The 16,705-nt window shown below is 59.2% G+C and carries 14 protein-coding genes; 13 read left to right on the top strand and 1 reads right to left on the bottom strand.

Going from position 1 to position 16,705, the window contains the following annotated elements; translation table 11 throughout:
* Positions 1–254: 254 nt before the first annotated feature.
* The 13 genes from glnE to ACSQ17_RS13290 all read left to right on the top strand — a co-directional run bounded on the left by glnE (position 255) and on the right by ACSQ17_RS13290 (position 15,936).
* Positions 255–3,200, top strand: coding sequence for a bifunctional [glutamate--ammonia ligase]-adenylyl-L-tyrosine phosphorylase/[glutamate--ammonia-ligase] adenylyltransferase (gene glnE, locus ACSQ17_RS13230; RefSeq protein WP_436069177.1), 2,946 nt, complete (start codon positions 255–257; stop codon positions 3,198–3,200).
* A gap of 87 nt (positions 3,201–3,287) precedes the next feature.
* Complete coding sequence (gene ilvE / locus ACSQ17_RS13235; protein WP_090249834.1) at positions 3,288–4,211, top strand: branched-chain-amino-acid transaminase; 924 nt, start codon at positions 3,288–3,290, stop codon at positions 4,209–4,211.
* Positions 4,212–4,322: 111 nt separating this feature from the next.
* Positions 4,323–5,357, top strand: coding sequence for a lipopolysaccharide heptosyltransferase II (waaF, locus tag ACSQ17_RS13240; RefSeq protein ID WP_436069178.1), 1,035 nt, complete (start codon positions 4,323–4,325; stop codon positions 5,355–5,357).
* Position 5,358: 1 nt separating this feature from the next.
* Entirely contained in the window at positions 5,359–6,360 is a 1,002-nt protein-coding gene (waaC, locus tag ACSQ17_RS13245; protein ID WP_436069179.1) for a lipopolysaccharide heptosyltransferase I, read from the top strand.
* The gene (locus ACSQ17_RS13250) at positions 6,360–7,481 is read left to right on the top strand and encodes a glycosyltransferase family 4 protein (protein ID WP_436069180.1); all 1,122 of its coding nucleotides are present in this window, start codon (positions 6,360–6,362) and stop codon (positions 7,479–7,481) included. Before waaC ends, ACSQ17_RS13250 begins: the two co-directional genes overlap by 1 nt.
* Positions 7,478–8,284 (top strand): lipopolysaccharide core heptose(I) kinase RfaP, encoded by an 807-nt coding sequence (rfaP, locus tag ACSQ17_RS13255; RefSeq protein ID WP_436069181.1) that lies wholly within the window; start codon positions 7,478–7,480, stop codon positions 8,282–8,284. The genes ACSQ17_RS13250 and rfaP overlap by 4 nt, the downstream gene beginning before the upstream one ends.
* Positions 8,284–9,018 carry a lipopolysaccharide kinase InaA family protein gene (locus ACSQ17_RS13260; protein WP_436069182.1) on the top strand — a complete coding sequence of 245 codons (735 nt, stop codon included), beginning with the start codon at positions 8,284–8,286 and terminating at the stop codon, positions 9,016–9,018. Before rfaP ends, ACSQ17_RS13260 begins: the two co-directional genes overlap by 1 nt.
* The gene (locus ACSQ17_RS13265; RefSeq protein WP_436069183.1) at positions 9,015–9,767 is read left to right on the top strand and encodes a lipopolysaccharide kinase InaA family protein; all 753 of its coding nucleotides are present in this window, start codon (positions 9,015–9,017) and stop codon (positions 9,765–9,767) included. Before ACSQ17_RS13260 ends, ACSQ17_RS13265 begins: the two co-directional genes overlap by 4 nt.
* Positions 9,767–11,215: a lipopolysaccharide kinase InaA family protein gene (locus ACSQ17_RS13270; RefSeq protein ID WP_436069184.1), complete on the top strand. Its 1,449-nt coding sequence runs from the start codon at positions 9,767–9,769 to the stop codon at positions 11,213–11,215. The genes ACSQ17_RS13265 and ACSQ17_RS13270 overlap by 1 nt, the downstream gene beginning before the upstream one ends.
* A gap of 14 nt (positions 11,216–11,229) precedes the next feature.
* A complete protein-coding gene (locus ACSQ17_RS13275; protein ID WP_436069185.1) occupies positions 11,230–12,984 on the top strand; it encodes a carbamoyltransferase family protein in 1,755 nt (584 codons plus the stop codon).
* On the top strand, positions 12,971–13,885 hold the full coding sequence (locus tag ACSQ17_RS13280; protein ID WP_436069186.1) for a glycosyltransferase family 2 protein: 915 nt from the start codon (positions 12,971–12,973) through the stop codon (positions 13,883–13,885). Before ACSQ17_RS13275 ends, ACSQ17_RS13280 begins: the two co-directional genes overlap by 14 nt.
* On the top strand, positions 13,885–14,439 hold the full coding sequence (locus ACSQ17_RS13285; RefSeq protein ID WP_436069187.1) for a serine acetyltransferase: 555 nt from the start codon (positions 13,885–13,887) through the stop codon (positions 14,437–14,439). Before ACSQ17_RS13280 ends, ACSQ17_RS13285 begins: the two co-directional genes overlap by 1 nt.
* Positions 14,440–14,475: 36 nt before the next feature.
* The gene (locus ACSQ17_RS13290) at positions 14,476–15,936 is read left to right on the top strand and encodes a hypothetical protein (RefSeq protein WP_436069188.1); all 1,461 of its coding nucleotides are present in this window, start codon (positions 14,476–14,478) and stop codon (positions 15,934–15,936) included.
* 59 nt (positions 15,937–15,995) lie between these two features.
* Here ACSQ17_RS13290 and ACSQ17_RS13295 read toward each other — a convergent pair whose 3' ends face one another.
* Positions 15,996–16,625, bottom strand: coding sequence for a phosphotransferase (locus ACSQ17_RS13295; RefSeq protein ID WP_436069189.1), 630 nt, complete (start codon positions 16,623–16,625; stop codon positions 15,996–15,998).
* Positions 16,626–16,705: the final 80 nt, after the last annotated feature.

Raw genomic sequence — 16,705 nt, forward strand, 5'->3', positions numbered from 1 at the left:
GGCGGAAAGGCTTCCAGAATCGGAAGCCAGGTTTCGTGGCCGACTTCGTGAGTGGCCGCGTGAATTCTTGGATTGACCGGGGGTAGGACCGGCTGTGTGTAGTTTTACTACATTCTGATGCCGGAATCAGCCTCTTGGATACAATCTTTGGTAGTAAAACTACAATTATTTTTCTGTCCACGATTCGACCGCCTCTAGCGCGGGCGTTTGCCATCAACCGATGGGCCGTGGTCAGACCGCTAAAAGGATAGACCATGAGCCTGCCCGTGCTGGCCTCTTTGCCGGCTGCCTTGTCCCCCCTCGCAGTACGCGCTGAACAGTCCTTGCAACAGGCCTTCGCGGGGTTGTCCAGCGAGGCGGCGACGGCCTTTGCCGCGTGGCCTGCAGAGCGTCTCGAGGCCCTGCGGCGAGTTGGGGCAGCCAGTGAGTTTGTCCTGCAACAGGGGCTGCGTGATCCGCAGATGCTGCTGGATCTGGCCGCCTCTGGTGAGCTGGAGCGCAGCCTGGCGTCCGGTGAGCTGCGTGGTCAATTGGCGCAGGCCTTGGCTGAGTGTGCTGATGAGGATGAGCTGGCCCGGCGGTTGCGGCGTTACCGCAACCGTCAGCAGTTGCGCATCATCTGGCGCGATATAAGTCGCCAGGCTGATCTGATCGAAACCTGCCGTGACCTCTCCGACCTGGCCGATGCCTGTATCGACCAGGCCTATCAATGGCTCTACCCCCGTCATTGTGCGCAGTTCGGTACGCCGATCGGCCGACGCAGCGGTCAGGCGCAGCACATGGTCATCCTCGGCATGGGCAAGCTGGGGGCCCATGAGCTGAACCTGTCTTCGGACATCGACCTGATCTTCGGTTATCCCGAAGGCGGCGAAACCGAAGGGGTAAAGCGGGCGCTGGATAATCAGGAATTCTTTATCCGCCTGGGGCAGAAGCTGATCAAGGCGCTGGATGCGATCACCGTTGACGGCTTTGTGTTTCGCACCGACATGCGTTTGCGGCCTTACGGTTCAAGCGGTGCGCTGGTGTTCAGTTTCAATGCGCTGGAGCAGTACTACCAGGATCAGGGCCGCGACTGGGAACGCTACGCGATGATCAAGGCGCGGGTGGTTGGCGGTGATCAGGTCGCTGGCGCGCAGCTGCTGGAAATGCTGCGGCCGTTCGTCTATCGGCGCTATCTGGATTTTTCCGCCATCGAAGCGCTGCGCGCGATGAAGCAGCTTATTCAGCAGGAAGTGCGGCGCAAAGGCATGGCCGAGAACATCAAGCTGGGTGCTGGCGGCATCCGCGAGGTGGAATTTATCGCTCAGGCCTTTCAATTGATCCACGGTGGGCGCGACCTCAGCCTGCAGCAGCGTTCGCTGTTTGCCGTGCTCAATACCCTGCGTGATCAGGGCTACCTGCCGTCGACGGTGACCGACGAGCTGCGCGACGGTTACGCCTTTCTGCGGTATGCCGAGCACGCGTTGCAGGCCATCGATGACCGGCAGACGCAGATGCTTCCGGACAACGATCAGGACCGCGCGCGGGTCGCTTTTATCATGGGCTTCGACAGCTGGTCGGCGTTCCACGAGCAGTTGATGCACTGGCGTGGCCGGGTTGACTGGCATTTCCGTCAGGTGATTGCGGACCCTGATGAAGAGGAGGGCGAGGCGGTCGAGGACGCGGTGGGTTGCGAGTGGCTGCCGCTCTGGGAGGACGTGCAGGACGAAGAGGCCGCCTGCCGGCAGCTGGCCGAGGCTGGCTTTGCCGAGCCGCAGTCGGCCTGGCAGCGCCTGGCGGGGCTGAGCAATGGTAATCAGGTACGTGCCATGCAGCGCCTTGGCCGTGAGCGTCTGGATGCCTTTATCCCGCGGCTGCTGGCGCAGGCGGTGGAGCATGCCAATCCGGACCTGGTGCTGGAGCGCGTGCTGCCGTTGGTCGAAGCGGTGGCGCGGCGCTCGGCCTATCTGGTGCTGTTGACGGAAAACCCCAGCGCCCTGCAGCGTCTATTGACCCTGTGCGCGGCCAGCCCGTGGATTGCCGAGCAGATCACCCGCTTCCCGCTGTTGCTCGATGAGCTGCTCAACGAAGGTCGACTGTTCAAGCCGCCGTTGGCGCCTGAGCTGGCGGCTGAGTTGCGCGAACGGCTGATGCGCATTCCCGAGGAGGATCTGGAGCAGCAAATGGAGGCGCTGCGTCACTTCAAACTGGCGCACCGGCTGCGCGTGGCCGCCTCTGAAATTGCCGGCAGCCTGCCGCTGATGAAGGTCAGCGACTACCTGACCTGGCTGGCTGAGGCGATTCTTGATCAGGTGCTGGCCCTGGCCTGGCGCCATACGGTGAGCCGCTATGGCGCGCCACGCCGCGCCGACGGCAGCGTCTGCGATCCGGATTTTGTCATCGTCGGCTACGGCAAGGTCGGTGGCATCGAACTGGGTCATGGTTCGGACCTCGACCTGGTGTTTATCCACGATGGTGACCCGCAGGCAGAAACCGATGGCGAAAAGTCCATCGACGGCGCGCAGTTCTTCAATCGCCTGGGCCAGCGGATCATTCACCTGCTGACTACACAGACCAACTCCGGCCAGCTCTACGAGGTGGACATGCGCCTGCGGCCGTCGGGGGCTGCGGGGCTGCTGGTCAGCTCGCTGGGCGCCTTCGAGCGTTACCAGCAGGGCGAGGCCTGGACCTGGGAGCATCAGGCCCTGGTGCGGGCGCGGGTGCTGGTGGGTTGTGCGCGGGTTGGCAAGGCCTTCGAAGCAGTGCGCGCCGGTGTGTTGGGGCGTGAACGCGACCTGGCCACGCTGCGCGCCGAGGTCAGCGAGATGCGTGCGAAGATGCGCGACAACCTCGGCAGCAAGGCCACGGCGGCCGGTACCGCGGCGAATGCCTTCGAGGCCACGGCGCCGTTCGACCTCAAGCAGGACGCCGGAGGTATCGTCGATATTGAATTTATGGTGCAATACGCGGCCCTGGCCTGGTCGCGCCAGTACCCGGAATTGCTTGAGTTCACTGACAATATTCGCATTCTGGAAGGGCTGGAGCGGGTTGGTCTGTTACCGGGCGAAGATGCCCGCCTGCTGCAGGATATCTACAAGGCCTACCGCAGTGCGGCGCACCGTCAGGCCCTGCAAAAGCAGCCTGGGGTGGTCAGCGGTGAGCAGTTTGCCGATGAGCGGCGCACGGTGATGCGCATCTGGCAGGAGCTGGGCTTGAGCTGAAGCAGGCTGAGCTGAATTTAATAAGCGGCTGGTCACCTGGGGTGGCCGGTCAGTGCTGTACCAATCGAATCTGAGGAGCAGGCAACTATGTCGATGGCCGATCGTGATGGCGTGATCTGGTATGACGGCGAGCTGGTGCCGTGGCGCAACGCAACCACCCACGTGCTGACCCATACCCTGCACTACGGCATGGGCGTGTTCGAAGGCGTGCGCGCCTACAACACCCCGCAAGGCACGGCGATTTTCCGCCTGCAAGCGCACACTGACCGCCTGTTCGACTCGGCTCACATCATGGGCATGAAGATTCCGTTCAGCAAAGACGAAATCAACGAAGCCACCCGCGCCGCCGTGCGTGAGAACAACCTGGAAAGCGCTTATATCCGCCCGATGGTGTTCTACGGATCTGAAGCCATGGGCCTGCGCGCCAGCGGCCTGAAAACCCAAGTGATCGTCGCCGCGTGGAGCTGGGGCGCCTATATGGGCGATGAAGCCCTGCAGGTGGGCATCAAGGTGCGTACCAGCTCCTTCACCCGTCATCACGTCAACATCTCGATGACCCGCGCCAAGGCCAACGGCAACTACATCAACTCGATGCTGGCCCTGCAGGAAGCTATCTCCGGCGGCGCCGACGAAGCCATGCTGCTGGACCCTGAAGGTTACGTTGCCGAAGGCTCGGGCGAGAACATCTTCCTGGTCAAGAATGGCGTTATCTACACCCCGGAAGTGACCTCCTGCCTCAATGGCATCACCCGTAACACGATTCTGACTCTGGCCGCCGAGCATGGTCTTGAGGTGGTCGAGAAGCGCATCACCCGCGATGAGGTGTATATCGCCGACGAAGCCTTCTTCACCGGCACCGCCGCCGAAGTCACGCCGATTCGTGAAGTCGATGGCCGGCAGATCGGCGCAGGTCGTCGCGGCCCAATCACCGAGAAGCTGCAAACTGCTTATTTCGATCTGGTCACCGGTAAAACCGATGCCCATGCCGAATGGCGTACGCTGGTTAAATAACTGCTTCGCATGGGCTGGATGCTCCTGCATTCGGCCCGCAGGCTAGGCTGATAGTCGAGCGTTGAGTCTGTCCGGGAGGCGAAAGCCTCCTTGGTCGTTTCTGGATGTGGCATGAAAATACTGATCGTTGGCCCCAGCTGGGTGGGTGACATGGTGATGGCGCAGACGCTGTTCCAGTGCCTGCAACAGCGTCACCCCGGTTGCGCAATCGATGTGCTGGCCCCCGAGTGGAGCCGGCCGATTCTCGAACGCATGCCCGAAGTGCGTCAGGCCCTGAGTTTTCCGCTCGGTCACGGCGTGTTGGAGCTGGCCACGCGGCGTACGATCGGTAAGTCCCTGGCCGGCCAGTACGATCAGGCGATTCTGCTGCCCAACTCGCTGAAGTCCGCGCTGGTGCCGTTTTTCGCCGGGATCCCGAAACGTACCGGCTGGAAGGGTGAGCTGCGTTACGGCCTGCTTAACGATATCCGCACGCTTGATAAAGAGCGCTACCCGTTGATGATCGAGCGCTTTATGGTGCTGGCCTTCGAGCCCGGCGCCGCGCTGCCGCAACCTTATCCACGCCCCGCCTTGCAGATCGACGCGCAGAGCCGCGATGCTGCTCTGGCCACGTTCGGCCTGAGCCTGGACCGCCCGGTGCTGGCGTTGTGTCCGGGGGCTGAGTTTGGTGAAGCCAAGCGCTGGCCGAGCGAGCATTACGCCAAGGTCGCCGAGCTGAAAATACGCGCCGGCTGGCAGGTGTGGATTTTCGGCTCGAAGAACGATCACCCGGTTGGCGAAGATATTCGCAGCCGGCTGATTCCCGGCCTGCGTGAGGAAGCGGTGAACCTGGCCGGTGAAACCAGCCTGGCTGAAGCCATTGATCTGCTGTCCTGCGCCGGCGCTGTGGTGTCCAACGACTCCGGCCTGATGCATGTGGCCGCGGCGCTGAACCGCCCGTTGGTGGCGGTCTACGGCTCGACTTCGCCGGGCTTTACCCCGCCGCTGGCCGAGCAGGTGGAAATCGTCCGCCTGGGCCTGGAATGCAGCCCATGCTTCGACCGCACCTGCCGTTTCGGTCATTACAACTGCCTGGGCCAGCTCAAGCCGCGCCCGGTGATCGAGGCGCTGGATCGCCTGGTCAGCGACCCGGTTGAGGTTGAATAGCTTGCGGGTATTGCTGATCAAAACCTCTTCGCTGGGCGATGTGGTGCACACCTTGCCGGCGCTCACTGATGCGGCGCGGGCGATCCCCAGCATCCAGTTTGACTGGGTGGTGGAAGAGGGCTTTGCCGAGATTCCCGCCTGGCACCCAGCCGTGGTGCAGGTGATTCCGGTGGCCATTCGCCGCTGGCGCAAGCACCTCTGGCAGACCCTGAAAAATGGTGAGTGGAAGCGCTTTAAGCAGCGCCTCGGCGAAACCCAGTACGACCTGGTGATCGACGCCCAGGGCCTGCTGAAAAGTGCCTGGCTGACTCGTTATGCGCGGGGTCCGATTGCCGGGCTGAATCGTGATTCAGCCCGCGAGCCGCTGGCCAGCCGCTTCTATGACCGCCGCTATGCCGTGCCACGCGAGCAGCATGCTCTTGAGCGCACCCGCCAGTTATTCGCCCAGGCGCTGGGCTATGCGCTGCCGGCTGGTGTCGGCGACTACGGCCTCAATCGAGCGCAACTGGCTGATCAGGCGCCGCAGCCGTACCTGTTGTTTCTGCACGGCACCACCTGGCCAAGCAAGCACTGGCCGGAAGCCGATTGGCGGGCGCTGGCCGAACAGATGAGTGCGCAGGGCTGGGCGGTACGCCTGCCCTGGGGCAATGAGGTCGAGAAAGCCCGTGCCGAGCGGATTGCCGCCGGCATTGAAAACGCCGCGGTGTTGCCCAAATTGAATCTTGCAGGCGTGGCTAAAGTGATCGCCGGGGCCAGTGCCTGTGTGGCCGTGGACACCGGTCTGGGCCACCTGGCTGCTGCGCTGGATGTGCCGAGCATCTCCCTGTATGGCCCGACCCTGCCGGGCCGTGTGGGTGCCTATGGCCGTGGTCAGGTGCACCTGTGCGCCACGGGGCCGAATGCCGGCTCGGGCGATCGGCACAAAGCCTGTTTCGACGGCCTGGACGCCGAGCGCGTCGCCACGCAATTGCAGGCCCTGCTGCTGGCCGAGGACGTTGTCTGATGCAACTGGCTTTTATCCTTTATAAGTATTTTCCTTTTGGCGGCCTGCAGCGCGACTTTATGCGCATCGCCCTGGAGTGCCAGGCGCGCGGCCATGCCATCCGTGTCTATACGCCGATCTGGGAAGGCGAGGTGCCTGCGGGTTTCGAGGTGGTGGTGGTGCCGGTCAAGGCGCTGTTCAACCACAAACGCAACGAAAAGCTCACCGCCTGGGTCGAGGCCGACCTGGCCAAGCGCCCGGTGGATCGGGTGGTTGGCTTTAACAAAATGCCCGGTCTGGACGTCTACTACGCCGCCGATGGTTGCTATGAAGACAAGGCGCAGACCCTGCGCAACCCGCTGTACAAGTGCTGGGGCCGTTACAAGCACTTCGCCGACTACGAGCGGGCGGTATTTGCCCCCGAGTCGAAGACCGAAATCCTGATGATCTCCGAAGTGCAGCAGCCGCTGTTTATCAAGCATTACCACACCCCGCTGCAGCGTTTTCACCTGCTGCCGCCGGGCATCGCTCAGGACCGCCGTGCGCCGGCCAATGCCGCCGGGATCCGCGCCGAGTTCCGCACCGAGTTCAAGCTGGCGGATAGCGACCTGCTGCTGGTGCAGATCGGCTCAGGCTTTAAGACCAAGGGCCTGGATCGCAGCCTGAAAGCTCTGGCCGCCTTGCCGCGCGAGCTGAAGCAACGCACCCGCCTGATTGCCATTGGTCAGGACGACCCGCGTTCGTTCCAGCTGCAGGCCAAGGCGCTGGGCGTGTCTGATCAGGTGCAGATTCTCAAGGGGCGCAGCGATATTCCGCGCTTTCTGCTCGGTGCCGATCTGTTGATCCATCCCGCCTACAACGAGAACACCGGCACGGTGCTGCTGGAGGCGCTGGTCTCCGGCCTGCCGGTGCTGGTGACCGATGTGTGCGGCTACGCCCACTACATTGCTGAAGCCGATGCCGGGCGGGTGCTGGCCAGTCCGTTTGAGCAGGAGCGCCTCAATCATCTGCTCGCCGATATGCTGGCCGACGAGCCGCGCCGCGCCTTCTGGTCGCGCAATGGTCTGGCCTATGCCGATAGCGCTGATCTGTATTCCATGCCGCAGCACGCGGCCGACATTATCCTGGCGGCGCGTCCATGAAGTTGGTACTGGCTGAACCCTTTAAAACCCTGTGGGCCGGGCACGATGCCTTTGCCGCTGTCGAAGCGTTGCAGGGGCAGGTGTATCGCGAGCTGGAAGGCCGGCGCACGCTGCGCACCGAAGTCGATGGGCGCGGCTATTTCGTCAAGATCCACCGCGGCATTGGTTGGGGTGAGATCGTCAAGAACCTGCTCACTGCCAAATTGCCGGTGCTCGGGGCGCGTCAGGAGTGGGACGCCATTCAGCGTTTGACTGAGGTCGGTGTGGCGACCATGACGGCTGTGGCTTACGGCGAGCGCGGCAGCAACCCTGCGGCACAGCATTCCTTTATCGTTACCGAAGAACTGGCACCGACCACCGATCTTGAACAGCTCAGCCTGAACTGGGCGCAGCAACCGCCCGCGCCACGCCTGAAGTGGGCGTTGATCAAGGAAGTGGCGAACATGGTTGGCAGCATGCACCGCGCTGGGGTCAATCACCGCGACTGCTACATCTGCCACTTCCTGCTGCACACCGACAAACCGGTCACCGCCGATGATTTCCGCCTGTCGGTGATCGACTTGCACCGCGCCCAGGTGCGCAATCAACTGCCCTTGCGCTGGCGTAACAAGGATCTGGCTGCACTGTATTTCTCCGTGCTGGATATCGGTCTGACCCGCCGCGATAAACTGAGGTTTTTGCGCCACTACTTTCAGCAACCGTTGCGCCAGACGCTGAGTGCCGAGCGCTCCTTGCTGGCCTGGTTGGAGCGCAAGGCGGACGCGTTGTATGCGCGCAAGCAGCGGTATGGGGACGCATTGTGATGGCTGGCTGGACTCTCGATCCCCGATATGCCTCGTTGAGTGACGAGTTCGGTAATCTCTCGGCCGTATTTGCTCTTGAAGGTGAGGAGATTACTCGCGATCCCTTATCCGAAGTTGTCCGCATTGAGCGCGCGGGTGTGCGTTATTACATCAAGCGTTATCACAGTGCTGGTAGAGGAATCCGGCCATATTTGCCTCGGCCCAGGATCCGAACGGAATGGCAGAATCTTCGCTACTTCATGAACTGGGGTATTCCAACGGCTGAAATGGTGGCTTGGGGATTGGAGCGACAAATGGGCCGCTTCGTTCGCGGCGCACTGATTACTCGAGAACTGCCTGATACCGAAAATTTATGGATGCTTGATTATCTCGGTGACTACAGGTTGAGTGATCCTGCATGGGTCGATGTGATTAGTCGTCAGCTCGCTGATTCGACCCGGCGCATGCATGACCATAGGTTTGCTCATAACGATCTCAAATGGCGCAACTTGCTGGTTGATGGCCAGGGAAATCTGTTTTTTATCGACTGCCCTAATGGCGCATTCTGGTGCTGGCCGTTTCTTGATTATCGAATCGTGAAAGATTTGGCTTGCTTGGACAAAGTAGCCCGGAGGGTTCTGAGTCGTAGCCAGCGGTTGCGGTTTTATCTGCGTTATTGTGGCCGTAAACACACGGATGCACGTGATCGAAAGCGTATTCAGCGAGTCTTGAGATTCTTTGAGGGGCGTGAATGAGTGATTTCATCGCCGATACGGATCGCGCACTGCTTGTGCGCTATGGTCTGACTGATTTCGAAGCGCTGTGGGCGCTGACGCTAGAGGCTGTGGATGAACCAAATATGGAGCGTGGTGGGTGGAGTAGTGTCTATCGCTTGGATCTAGGAGAGTGTGCTTATTACCTCAAGCGTCAGAGTAATCACCTGACTCGTAGTCTTTGCAAGCCTCTGGGTGAGCCAACATTTACCCGTGAGTTCCGTAATATCCAGCGCTACCAAACCCTCGGTATTCCTGCTTTGCATGCTGCGTTCTTTGGCGAGCGTCACTCATCAGGTGAGCGTCGTGCGATATTGATGACGCGTGCTTTAGATGGTTGGGATGATCTCTATACGTTGTATCAAGGCTGGGGCGCGCTTTCTCCAGCACACCGTGAGGCATTGATTCGAGCCAGTGCCGAATTGGCGCGTGCCCTCCATGCGGCAGGGCAGCTACATGGCTGTTTTTATCCTAAGCATATTTTTCTGCGTGGGGGTGAGTACGGTTGTGAGGCGCGTCTGATCGATCTTGAGAAGACTCGGCCGTTGTTATTTGGGCGGCGTGATCGCGTTAAAGATCTGGAAACCTTGATTCGTCGTGCCGATCCATGGAATCAGGGCGATGTCATTACTTTTGTTGCTACCTATTTAGATATGCCGGCAGACAGTGCAACTGTTGCCGAGTGGGTCGCACGTCTGGTTCGGCGCATTCAGGACAAGGAGGCGCGGTGATGCAACTGGCCGAGCTGGCAGACGCCGGGCGCACTCCGCAGCTACCGCAGCTTTTGCAGTTGCCGGGAAGCGATTTGCAATTGCAGCAGCTGTTGCGCGTACTGCCTGGCCAGCGCTATGTGGCGTTGGCTCAGTGGCAGGGACGTGCGGTGCTGGCCAAGCTGTTGGTCGGCAGCAAGGCTGCGCGGCATTTTCAGCGTGAACTGGACGGTGCCCGCCAACTCGCGGAACAAGGCTTGAATACGCCGCAGTTGCTGGCCGACGGCCTGCGAGACGGTGAGGGCGGCTGGCTGCTGTTCGAATACCTGCAAGGCGCCGAGAGCCTGTGGGAGGCCTGGCGCGCGGTGGAACACCAGGCGCTGCTGAGTGCTGAGCAACAGGCTGTGCTGGCCAGCGCGTTGGCCAGTATTGCGCAGATGCACCGTCAGGGTTTGTGGCAGGCGGATCTGCACCTGGACAACCTGCTGCAGCATGACGGCCAGCTCTACGTTATTGACGGCGGTGGCGTGCAGGTTGAGACCGCCGGGCAGCCGCTGTCGCGCAAGCGCGTGCTGGAAAACCTCGGGGTGTTCTTCGCCCAGTTGCCGGTTGAGCTGACGCCCTTTATCGAAGAGCTGCTGGTGTATTACCTGTTGGTCAATGGCGAGCATGCCTTGCCGCTGGAGGCGTTGCTGGACGAGGTGGCCAAGGTGCGCCAATGGCGGCTGCGTGACTATCTGCGCAAAGCCGCCCGCGACTGCACGCTCTTCGCCGCCAGGATCGGGGCTTTTGGCCTGCGTGTAGTGCGCCGTGCCGATCAATCGACGTTGCAGCCCTTGCTGGAAAATATCGATCGATTCACCGAGCAGGGCCATATCTACAAAACCGGTGGTGCCGCGACTGTGGCGCAGGTGCAGCTGCAAGGCCGATCGCTTGTGGTCAAACGCTATAACGTGAAAAGCCTCGGTCACTGGCTCAAACGCTTCTGGCGGCCCAGTCGGGCTTGGCACAGCTGGATCGCCGGTAACCGCCTGCAGCTGTTGGGCATCGCCACTCCGCAGCCACTGGCTGTACTAGAGCGGCGCTGGTGCTGGCTGCGCGGGCGTGCCTACCTGATTACCGAATACTGCGGCGGGCAGGATATAATCGCGCGTTTTCAGGCGTTCCACGATGGGTCGCCCCCGGAAAGCGACCTGTTGGCGCTTGATCGCCTGTTCGCCGCGCTGCTGCGCGAACGCATCAGCCACGGTGATTTCAAGGGGCACAACCTGTTCTGGGATGACCGACTGGCGTGCTGGTCGCTGATCGACCTCGACGCCATGCAACAGCATCGCAGCGCGCGCAGTTTCGCCAGGGCCTATGCCCGCGACCGCGCCCGTTTCTTGCGCAACTGGCCGGCGGATTCTCAGCTGTTCAAACTGCTCGACCAACGTTTACCGCTGACGCCCGTCGTCGGCTCAGCAGACTAAAAGAGGCACAACCAGTGGCATTGACGATTCTCGGCCTTTCCGGCGCCCTCAGCCATGATCCATCCGCCGCCCTGTATATCGACGGCAAGTTGATCGCGGCCGCCGAAGAAGAGCGCTTCGTGCGCGACAAGCACGCGAAGAACCGCATGCCCTACGAGTCGGCCAAGTTCTGTCTGGAACAGGCAGGGATCAAACCGTCCGACGTTGATGTGGTGGCTATTCCATTTGCCCCGATCAGCATCTTCGAGAAGGCTCGCTGGCAGTACGCCAAACGCTACTGGTACGCACCGGACCGCGCCCTCGACGCCATCCTGATGGGCAATCGTCGCTACAAGCGTTACCACAAGAAGATTCAGTGGTGCCTGGAGCAGCTCGGTTTCGACCTGAAGAAGATCAAGATCGAGCCAGTCGAGCACCACCTGGCCCACGCTGCCAGCGCCTACCACTGCTCGGGTTTCACCGAGAAGACCGCGATCCTCGGCATCGACGGTAAGGGCGAATACGCCACCACCTTCTTCGGCTACGGCGAGAACGGCAAGATCCACAAGATCAAGGAGTTCTACGACCCGGATTCCCTCGGCGGCCTGTACGGCGCGATCACCGAATTCCTCGGTTTCGAGATGCTCGACGGCGAGTTCAAGGTCATGGGCATGGCGCCCTACGGTGACGCGGCCAAGTACGACTTCTCGCGTCTGGCCAAGTTCGAGAATGGTGAGCTGATTATCAACACCGACTACGCCAACGTCATCGGCTTCCGTCGCTACAAGGAAAACGGCAAGGGCTACTACTTCTCGCCCAAGCTGATCGAGTGGCTGGGGCCGAAACGGCAAGGCGATATCGCCGACGATCCGTACATCCACTACGCCGCCAGCATGCAGGCGTTGTTCGAGAAGCTGGCGCTGGAGATGATGGAGTACTACCTCGGTGACATCATCCGCGAGACCGGCAAGATCGCCTTCGCCGGCGGCTGCGCGCTGAACGTCAAGCTGAACCAGAAGATCATCGCCCGCGACGACGTGAAGGAGCTGTTCGTGCAGCCGGCTTCCGGCGATGCCGGTACTTCGGTCGGCGCGGCGGCCTACATTTCGCACCAGCGCGGCGTACCGGTGGAGAAGATGGAACATGTCTACCTTGGCCCGTCATACTCCAACGAAGACGTGATCGCCGCATGCGCCCGTCACCCGAGCAAGCCGGTATTCAAACAGATCGGCAACATGCCGCAGCGCATCGCCAAAATCATGGTCGATGCGAATCCTGTGGCCTGGTTCCAGGGGCGTATGGAGTTCGGTCCGCGCGCCCTCGGCGGTCGTTCGATCATCGGCTGCCCGAGCGTGGCCGGCGTGGCTGACCGGATCAACGAACAGATCAAGTTCCGCGAGCGCTGGAGACCCTTCTGCCCGTCGATGCTCGACACCGTTGGCCCGCAGATGCTCAAGGTCGACCACCCGAGCCCGTTCATGACCTTCACCTTCGAAGTCAATGAAGAGTGGAAGACCCGTGTCGGCGAAGTTGTGCACGAAGACGGCACCTCGCGCGCCCAGGTGCTCAAGCGCGAATACAACCCGCGCTACTACGACATGATGCTGGAGCTGGAAAAACTCACCGGCAACGGCGTGTCGCTGAACACCTCGCTCAACCGTCGCGGCGAGCCAATGATCTGCTCGCCGACCGACGCGCTGAACATGTTCTACGGCTCGGACCTGCAGTACTTGATCATGGAAGACATCCTTGTGGTCAAGGATGGCAAGGATTGGTATGACAACGTCTGAAGTGTTGATTAGCGTAGTCATTCCCGCATACAACTATGGGAAGACTTTGCCTAGGGCTGCTGAGTCGGTGCTGCGTCAATTAGATGAGCATGCCGAGTTGATCATTATCGATGATGGCTCGACTGACGATACGCCTGTTGTAGTGGCGGCTCTTGAACAAACATATCCTGGTCGGTTTCGAGCTATTCGTCAGGTCAATGCTGGGTTGGCTGCGGTACGTAACCGCGGTATTGATGAGGCTAATGGGTCTTATCTGGTATTTCTCGACGCTGATGATGAAATGGTCGATGGGGCGTTAGCCTTGTTGCTAAGACATATCGCTGAGAACCCTGATAGCCGGTTGATTATTGGCGGGCACATTTCTGTATACGCGAATGGGCGGCGTAACGAGCATACTCCCGATCCGTTACCTGCTACAGCCATGGAGCGGGTTAAAGGCTATTTGCTGGAAAAGACTTTGGGCGTGTCGAATGGCGCTTGTGCAATGCATCGTGAGGTCTTTGGGCTCGGTCGCTATCCGGAGCGGTTTCGCAATGCCGAAGATATTCCGGTGTTCGCTCAGGTTTTCGCTGCCTATCCTTGCACTTTGTTGCATAGCCCTCTGGCGCTAATTTACAAACACGAAGACAGTCTGCGGCACAATCTGAGTTATGGCATGCAGATCGGAGAGCAACTCATCGGGGAAGTGTTCGACAGTGGCCGTTTACCTGCCGCGATGCAGGTATTGAAGAAGCCATTTACTGCGCAGCGCTATTTGTCCTTGTTCCGGACGTTCTTGACCGCAGGGGAAACCCAAAGGGCTCGCGAGTTTTATAGCCAGGCATTGAAAGCTGACTGGCGAGCCGTGCTGCGTTGGTCCTACACCCGTAAAGCCATCAAGCTGTGGCTCGGAGGGGAGTGATGGGCGACGGTATGCAGCGTAAACCGTTGAAGTACTACTGGCAGGTCGAAGTACTGGATGGGGCGGATCAAGATTTTTCCTGGGTACGGCTTTGGCGCCGTGTCAGGCGTAATCGGCCGGCTCATTTCCTTTTTTGGTTTCGTCTGGCTGAACATCTGTCTTGGCAGCGTAATCGTATGTTCAAGTCGCTCGCCAAGGGGATCAACAATCGACTGATACAACGTCACGGTATTGAAATAATGCTCGGCGCTGAAATCGCTGAAGGCTTGCGCTTAAGCCACATGCAGGGGGTCGTTATTTTTCGCACCGTGCGTATTGGACGAAATTTCACTATTCGGCAGAACACAACAATTGGCACAGATTTTAAAAGTGATGCGTTATTGATAATTGGAGATAACGTTGATGTGGGCGCCAATAGCTGCATCATCGGCAGTAATATCCACATTGGTGACAATGTCACCTTGGGTGCCATGAGTTTCGTTAACAAAAGCATCCCTGCTAATCAAGTTTACATTACTGAGAAACAATGCAGGCTTATCCCGAAGTCAGTTTGATGTTTAATTATTTTAAATAAGCGGCAGGATTGTTCTGTGCAAAAGACCAAGAGTTTTTTACTGGAGTGGATTATTCAGTCGCCAGTGCTCGTAACATTTTTCAGCAGCTTGGTATTGTCGTTGATTGCTGTTGCAGGTGTGGTGACCGTTGGTAAAGACGCGGCTTTTTATCTCGATATAGCACAACAAACGAGCGAGCATGGTATTGCTGTCGCACAGGCGCAATTCAATTGGCCGTGGTTCATCTTGCTGCTCGCTGGTACGCACAAGTACTTGGGAGTCCCGCTGGAGTTGGCGGCCTACCTGTGGTGCGCGGTATTTATGGCTGGCACTTGCGCGTTGTTGGTCGATAACGTTCGCTGTCGCGTTCCGGCAGCCGCTTGGTGGGCCAGTCTGGTCGTGCTGGCGATGCCAGCTTTCAATGAGTTTCGTGGTGATATTCTACGGGAATTCGGTTTCTGGTTTTTCAGCGTCTTGACCCTCTGGTTTTCCCTACGTTGGCAGGTGGCAGGCGGGTGGTGGCGTGCGCTGAGTTTGTTTCCAGCGATTTTATGCGCAGCTCTGTTTCGTCTAGAGGCGTTACTGTTGTTGCCAGCGCTCGCTCTATGGCAGCTACCGAGTCTGCTGTGCAAGGAAAGGCGTGTTCGCGCGGCGCAGCTCTATACGTTGTTGATTTTGCTGGCTGGGGTTGCTGGGTTGGGCTTATTACTGCTTGTTGAAGTCTTTGCTTTGCCAGTCTCGCGTCTGGTCTATTATGCTAATTTGCTCAACCCTTCTCACCTGTTCCAGTCCTTTAGTGCTTTTGCCGAGCAGCTCGGCGACAGCATGACCTACAAGTATTCGCGTGATGATGCTGGGACGATTATCTTTTTTGGCATGCTTGCTACGTTACTGATCAAATTCGGTACTTTGCTCGGCCCGTTCGCGTTGCTGTTGTTAGATCGCGTTACTTGGAAACAACTGTTCCTTTCCGCACGCCATTTTCCTTTATTCGCATGGGCGGCACTGCTCTATCTGCTGGTACTGATGGTGTTCTTTATTCAGGAGCAGTTCACCATTTCTCGTTATGGCAGCTTTCTGAACTTGCTAGTGGTACCCCACGTTGCGTTGTTGCTCTACCTTTTCGCTCAGCGTCATCCGCGCTTGGTGAAAGGCTTAGCCGTTGTAGCATTGCTGGTGATGCTGGCGAACGTTGTTTCTCTTGGGGCGAAGAAAACGCACTACATTGAGGCGGGCCAGTGGTTGTCGCAGAACGTCGCGTCCGATTCGTCGATTTATTATGATGATCCACGAATTGCCTACTATGCGGAGCGGGGCTATCCGACCAGTCCACCTCTGGAACGGGCGCTGGCTGACCCAGCTGCATTCCGCTACTTGTTGATCGAAGCCGATGGCGATGAGCCTTGGTTGTTGGAGTGGCTGCAGCAACATGAGTTGCGTGTTCTGGCACGTTTTGCCAATCGTAAGGACGATGCGGTGCTGGTGATCGGTAATTGATTCGTTGTGAGTGAATGATTACGGGCCTTTCGAGGCCCGTTTGCATGTGTGGACGTTGGTCATTCTAGGTCGTTTAGGTGGAAGGATTGACCGCTGGCTGCACGGTAGGCGCTGGCGAAGCGTTTGTTGCCATTAGAGCGTAGCCATTCGCGATCTTTGCTGTCGCGCAGCATATGACGGAAATTACGCAATCGCTGGGCAGGACTGAGTGGCCTGCGCTGCTGTTTGAGGTCTGCGATGTCGATTAGACCCAGTATGCCGCTCGGTGTAAGAACCACGTTGCCTAGGTGAAGCGAGCGGAAATAGATGCCCTTTGCGTGCAGTTGGGCAATGAACTGGGCCAGCTTTTCAAGCAGATCCGGTGGCATGTCTTGGCTGTCGCGCAGTTGGCGCAGTGTCTGCCCAGGAAGTGGTCGATAGTGAACTAGATCACGCTTGAGCCAGGGCAATCGATACACGCTAATGATATGCGGGCAAGGAATTCCCTGTTGTTGCAGGCTTTGCGCGTTGTCGGCAAAGCGCTGTGCGTATGGCCAAAGCAGGGCCGAGGAAAGTAATCGCTTGCGGCGAAACAGCTTGAGGAAATTGCCATCTTTGAGGCGCAGAACCTTGTCGCCAAAGCTATCAGCCTCTAGAACTTGAGCGCCTGCACGCATCTGTTGGTAGTGCTCGGGGGCAAGGGTTTGCATAAAGCATCTCGTCTGGTCGGGAGGGCATCTTAACCGACTGTGCTTTCTCGGTCGCCAGAGGTGCCATGCTACAATTCGAG

Origin of the sequence: Pseudomonas sp. LjRoot71 (assembly GCF_964253255.1) — a bacterium.
GTDB lineage: Bacteria > Pseudomonadota > Gammaproteobacteria > Pseudomonadales > Pseudomonadaceae > Aquipseudomonas.

What these genes read in the sequence shown, in the direction of transcription:
- ACSQ17_RS13265 (WP_436069183.1), top strand. Translation starts at nt 9,015, where the DNA reads ATGAGTGATTTCATCGCCGATACGGATCGCGCACTGCTTGTGCGCTAT.
- ACSQ17_RS13280 (WP_436069186.1), top strand. Translation starts at nt 12,971, where the DNA reads ATGACAACGTCTGAAGTGTTGATTAGCGTAGTCATTCCCGCATACAAC.
- waaF (WP_436069178.1), top strand. Translation starts at nt 4,323, where the DNA reads ATGAAAATACTGATCGTTGGCCCCAGCTGGGTGGGTGACATGGTGATG.
- glnE (WP_436069177.1), top strand. Translation starts at nt 255, where the DNA reads ATGAGCCTGCCCGTGCTGGCCTCTTTGCCGGCTGCCTTGTCCCCCCTC.
- ACSQ17_RS13270 (WP_436069184.1), top strand. Translation starts at nt 9,767, where the DNA reads ATGCAACTGGCCGAGCTGGCAGACGCCGGGCGCACTCCGCAGCTACCG.
- ACSQ17_RS13260 (WP_436069182.1), top strand. Translation starts at nt 8,284, where the DNA reads ATGGCTGGCTGGACTCTCGATCCCCGATATGCCTCGTTGAGTGACGAG.
- ACSQ17_RS13250 (WP_436069180.1), top strand. Translation starts at nt 6,360, where the DNA reads ATGCAACTGGCTTTTATCCTTTATAAGTATTTTCCTTTTGGCGGCCTG.
- rfaP (WP_436069181.1), top strand. Translation starts at nt 7,478, where the DNA reads ATGAAGTTGGTACTGGCTGAACCCTTTAAAACCCTGTGGGCCGGGCAC.
- ilvE (WP_090249834.1), top strand. Translation starts at nt 3,288, where the DNA reads ATGTCGATGGCCGATCGTGATGGCGTGATCTGGTATGACGGCGAGCTG.
- ACSQ17_RS13285 (WP_436069187.1), top strand. Translation starts at nt 13,885, where the DNA reads ATGGGCGACGGTATGCAGCGTAAACCGTTGAAGTACTACTGGCAGGTC.
- ACSQ17_RS13295 (WP_436069189.1), bottom strand. Translation starts at nt 16,625, where the DNA reads ATGCAAACCCTTGCCCCCGAGCACTACCAACAGATGCGTGCAGGCGCT.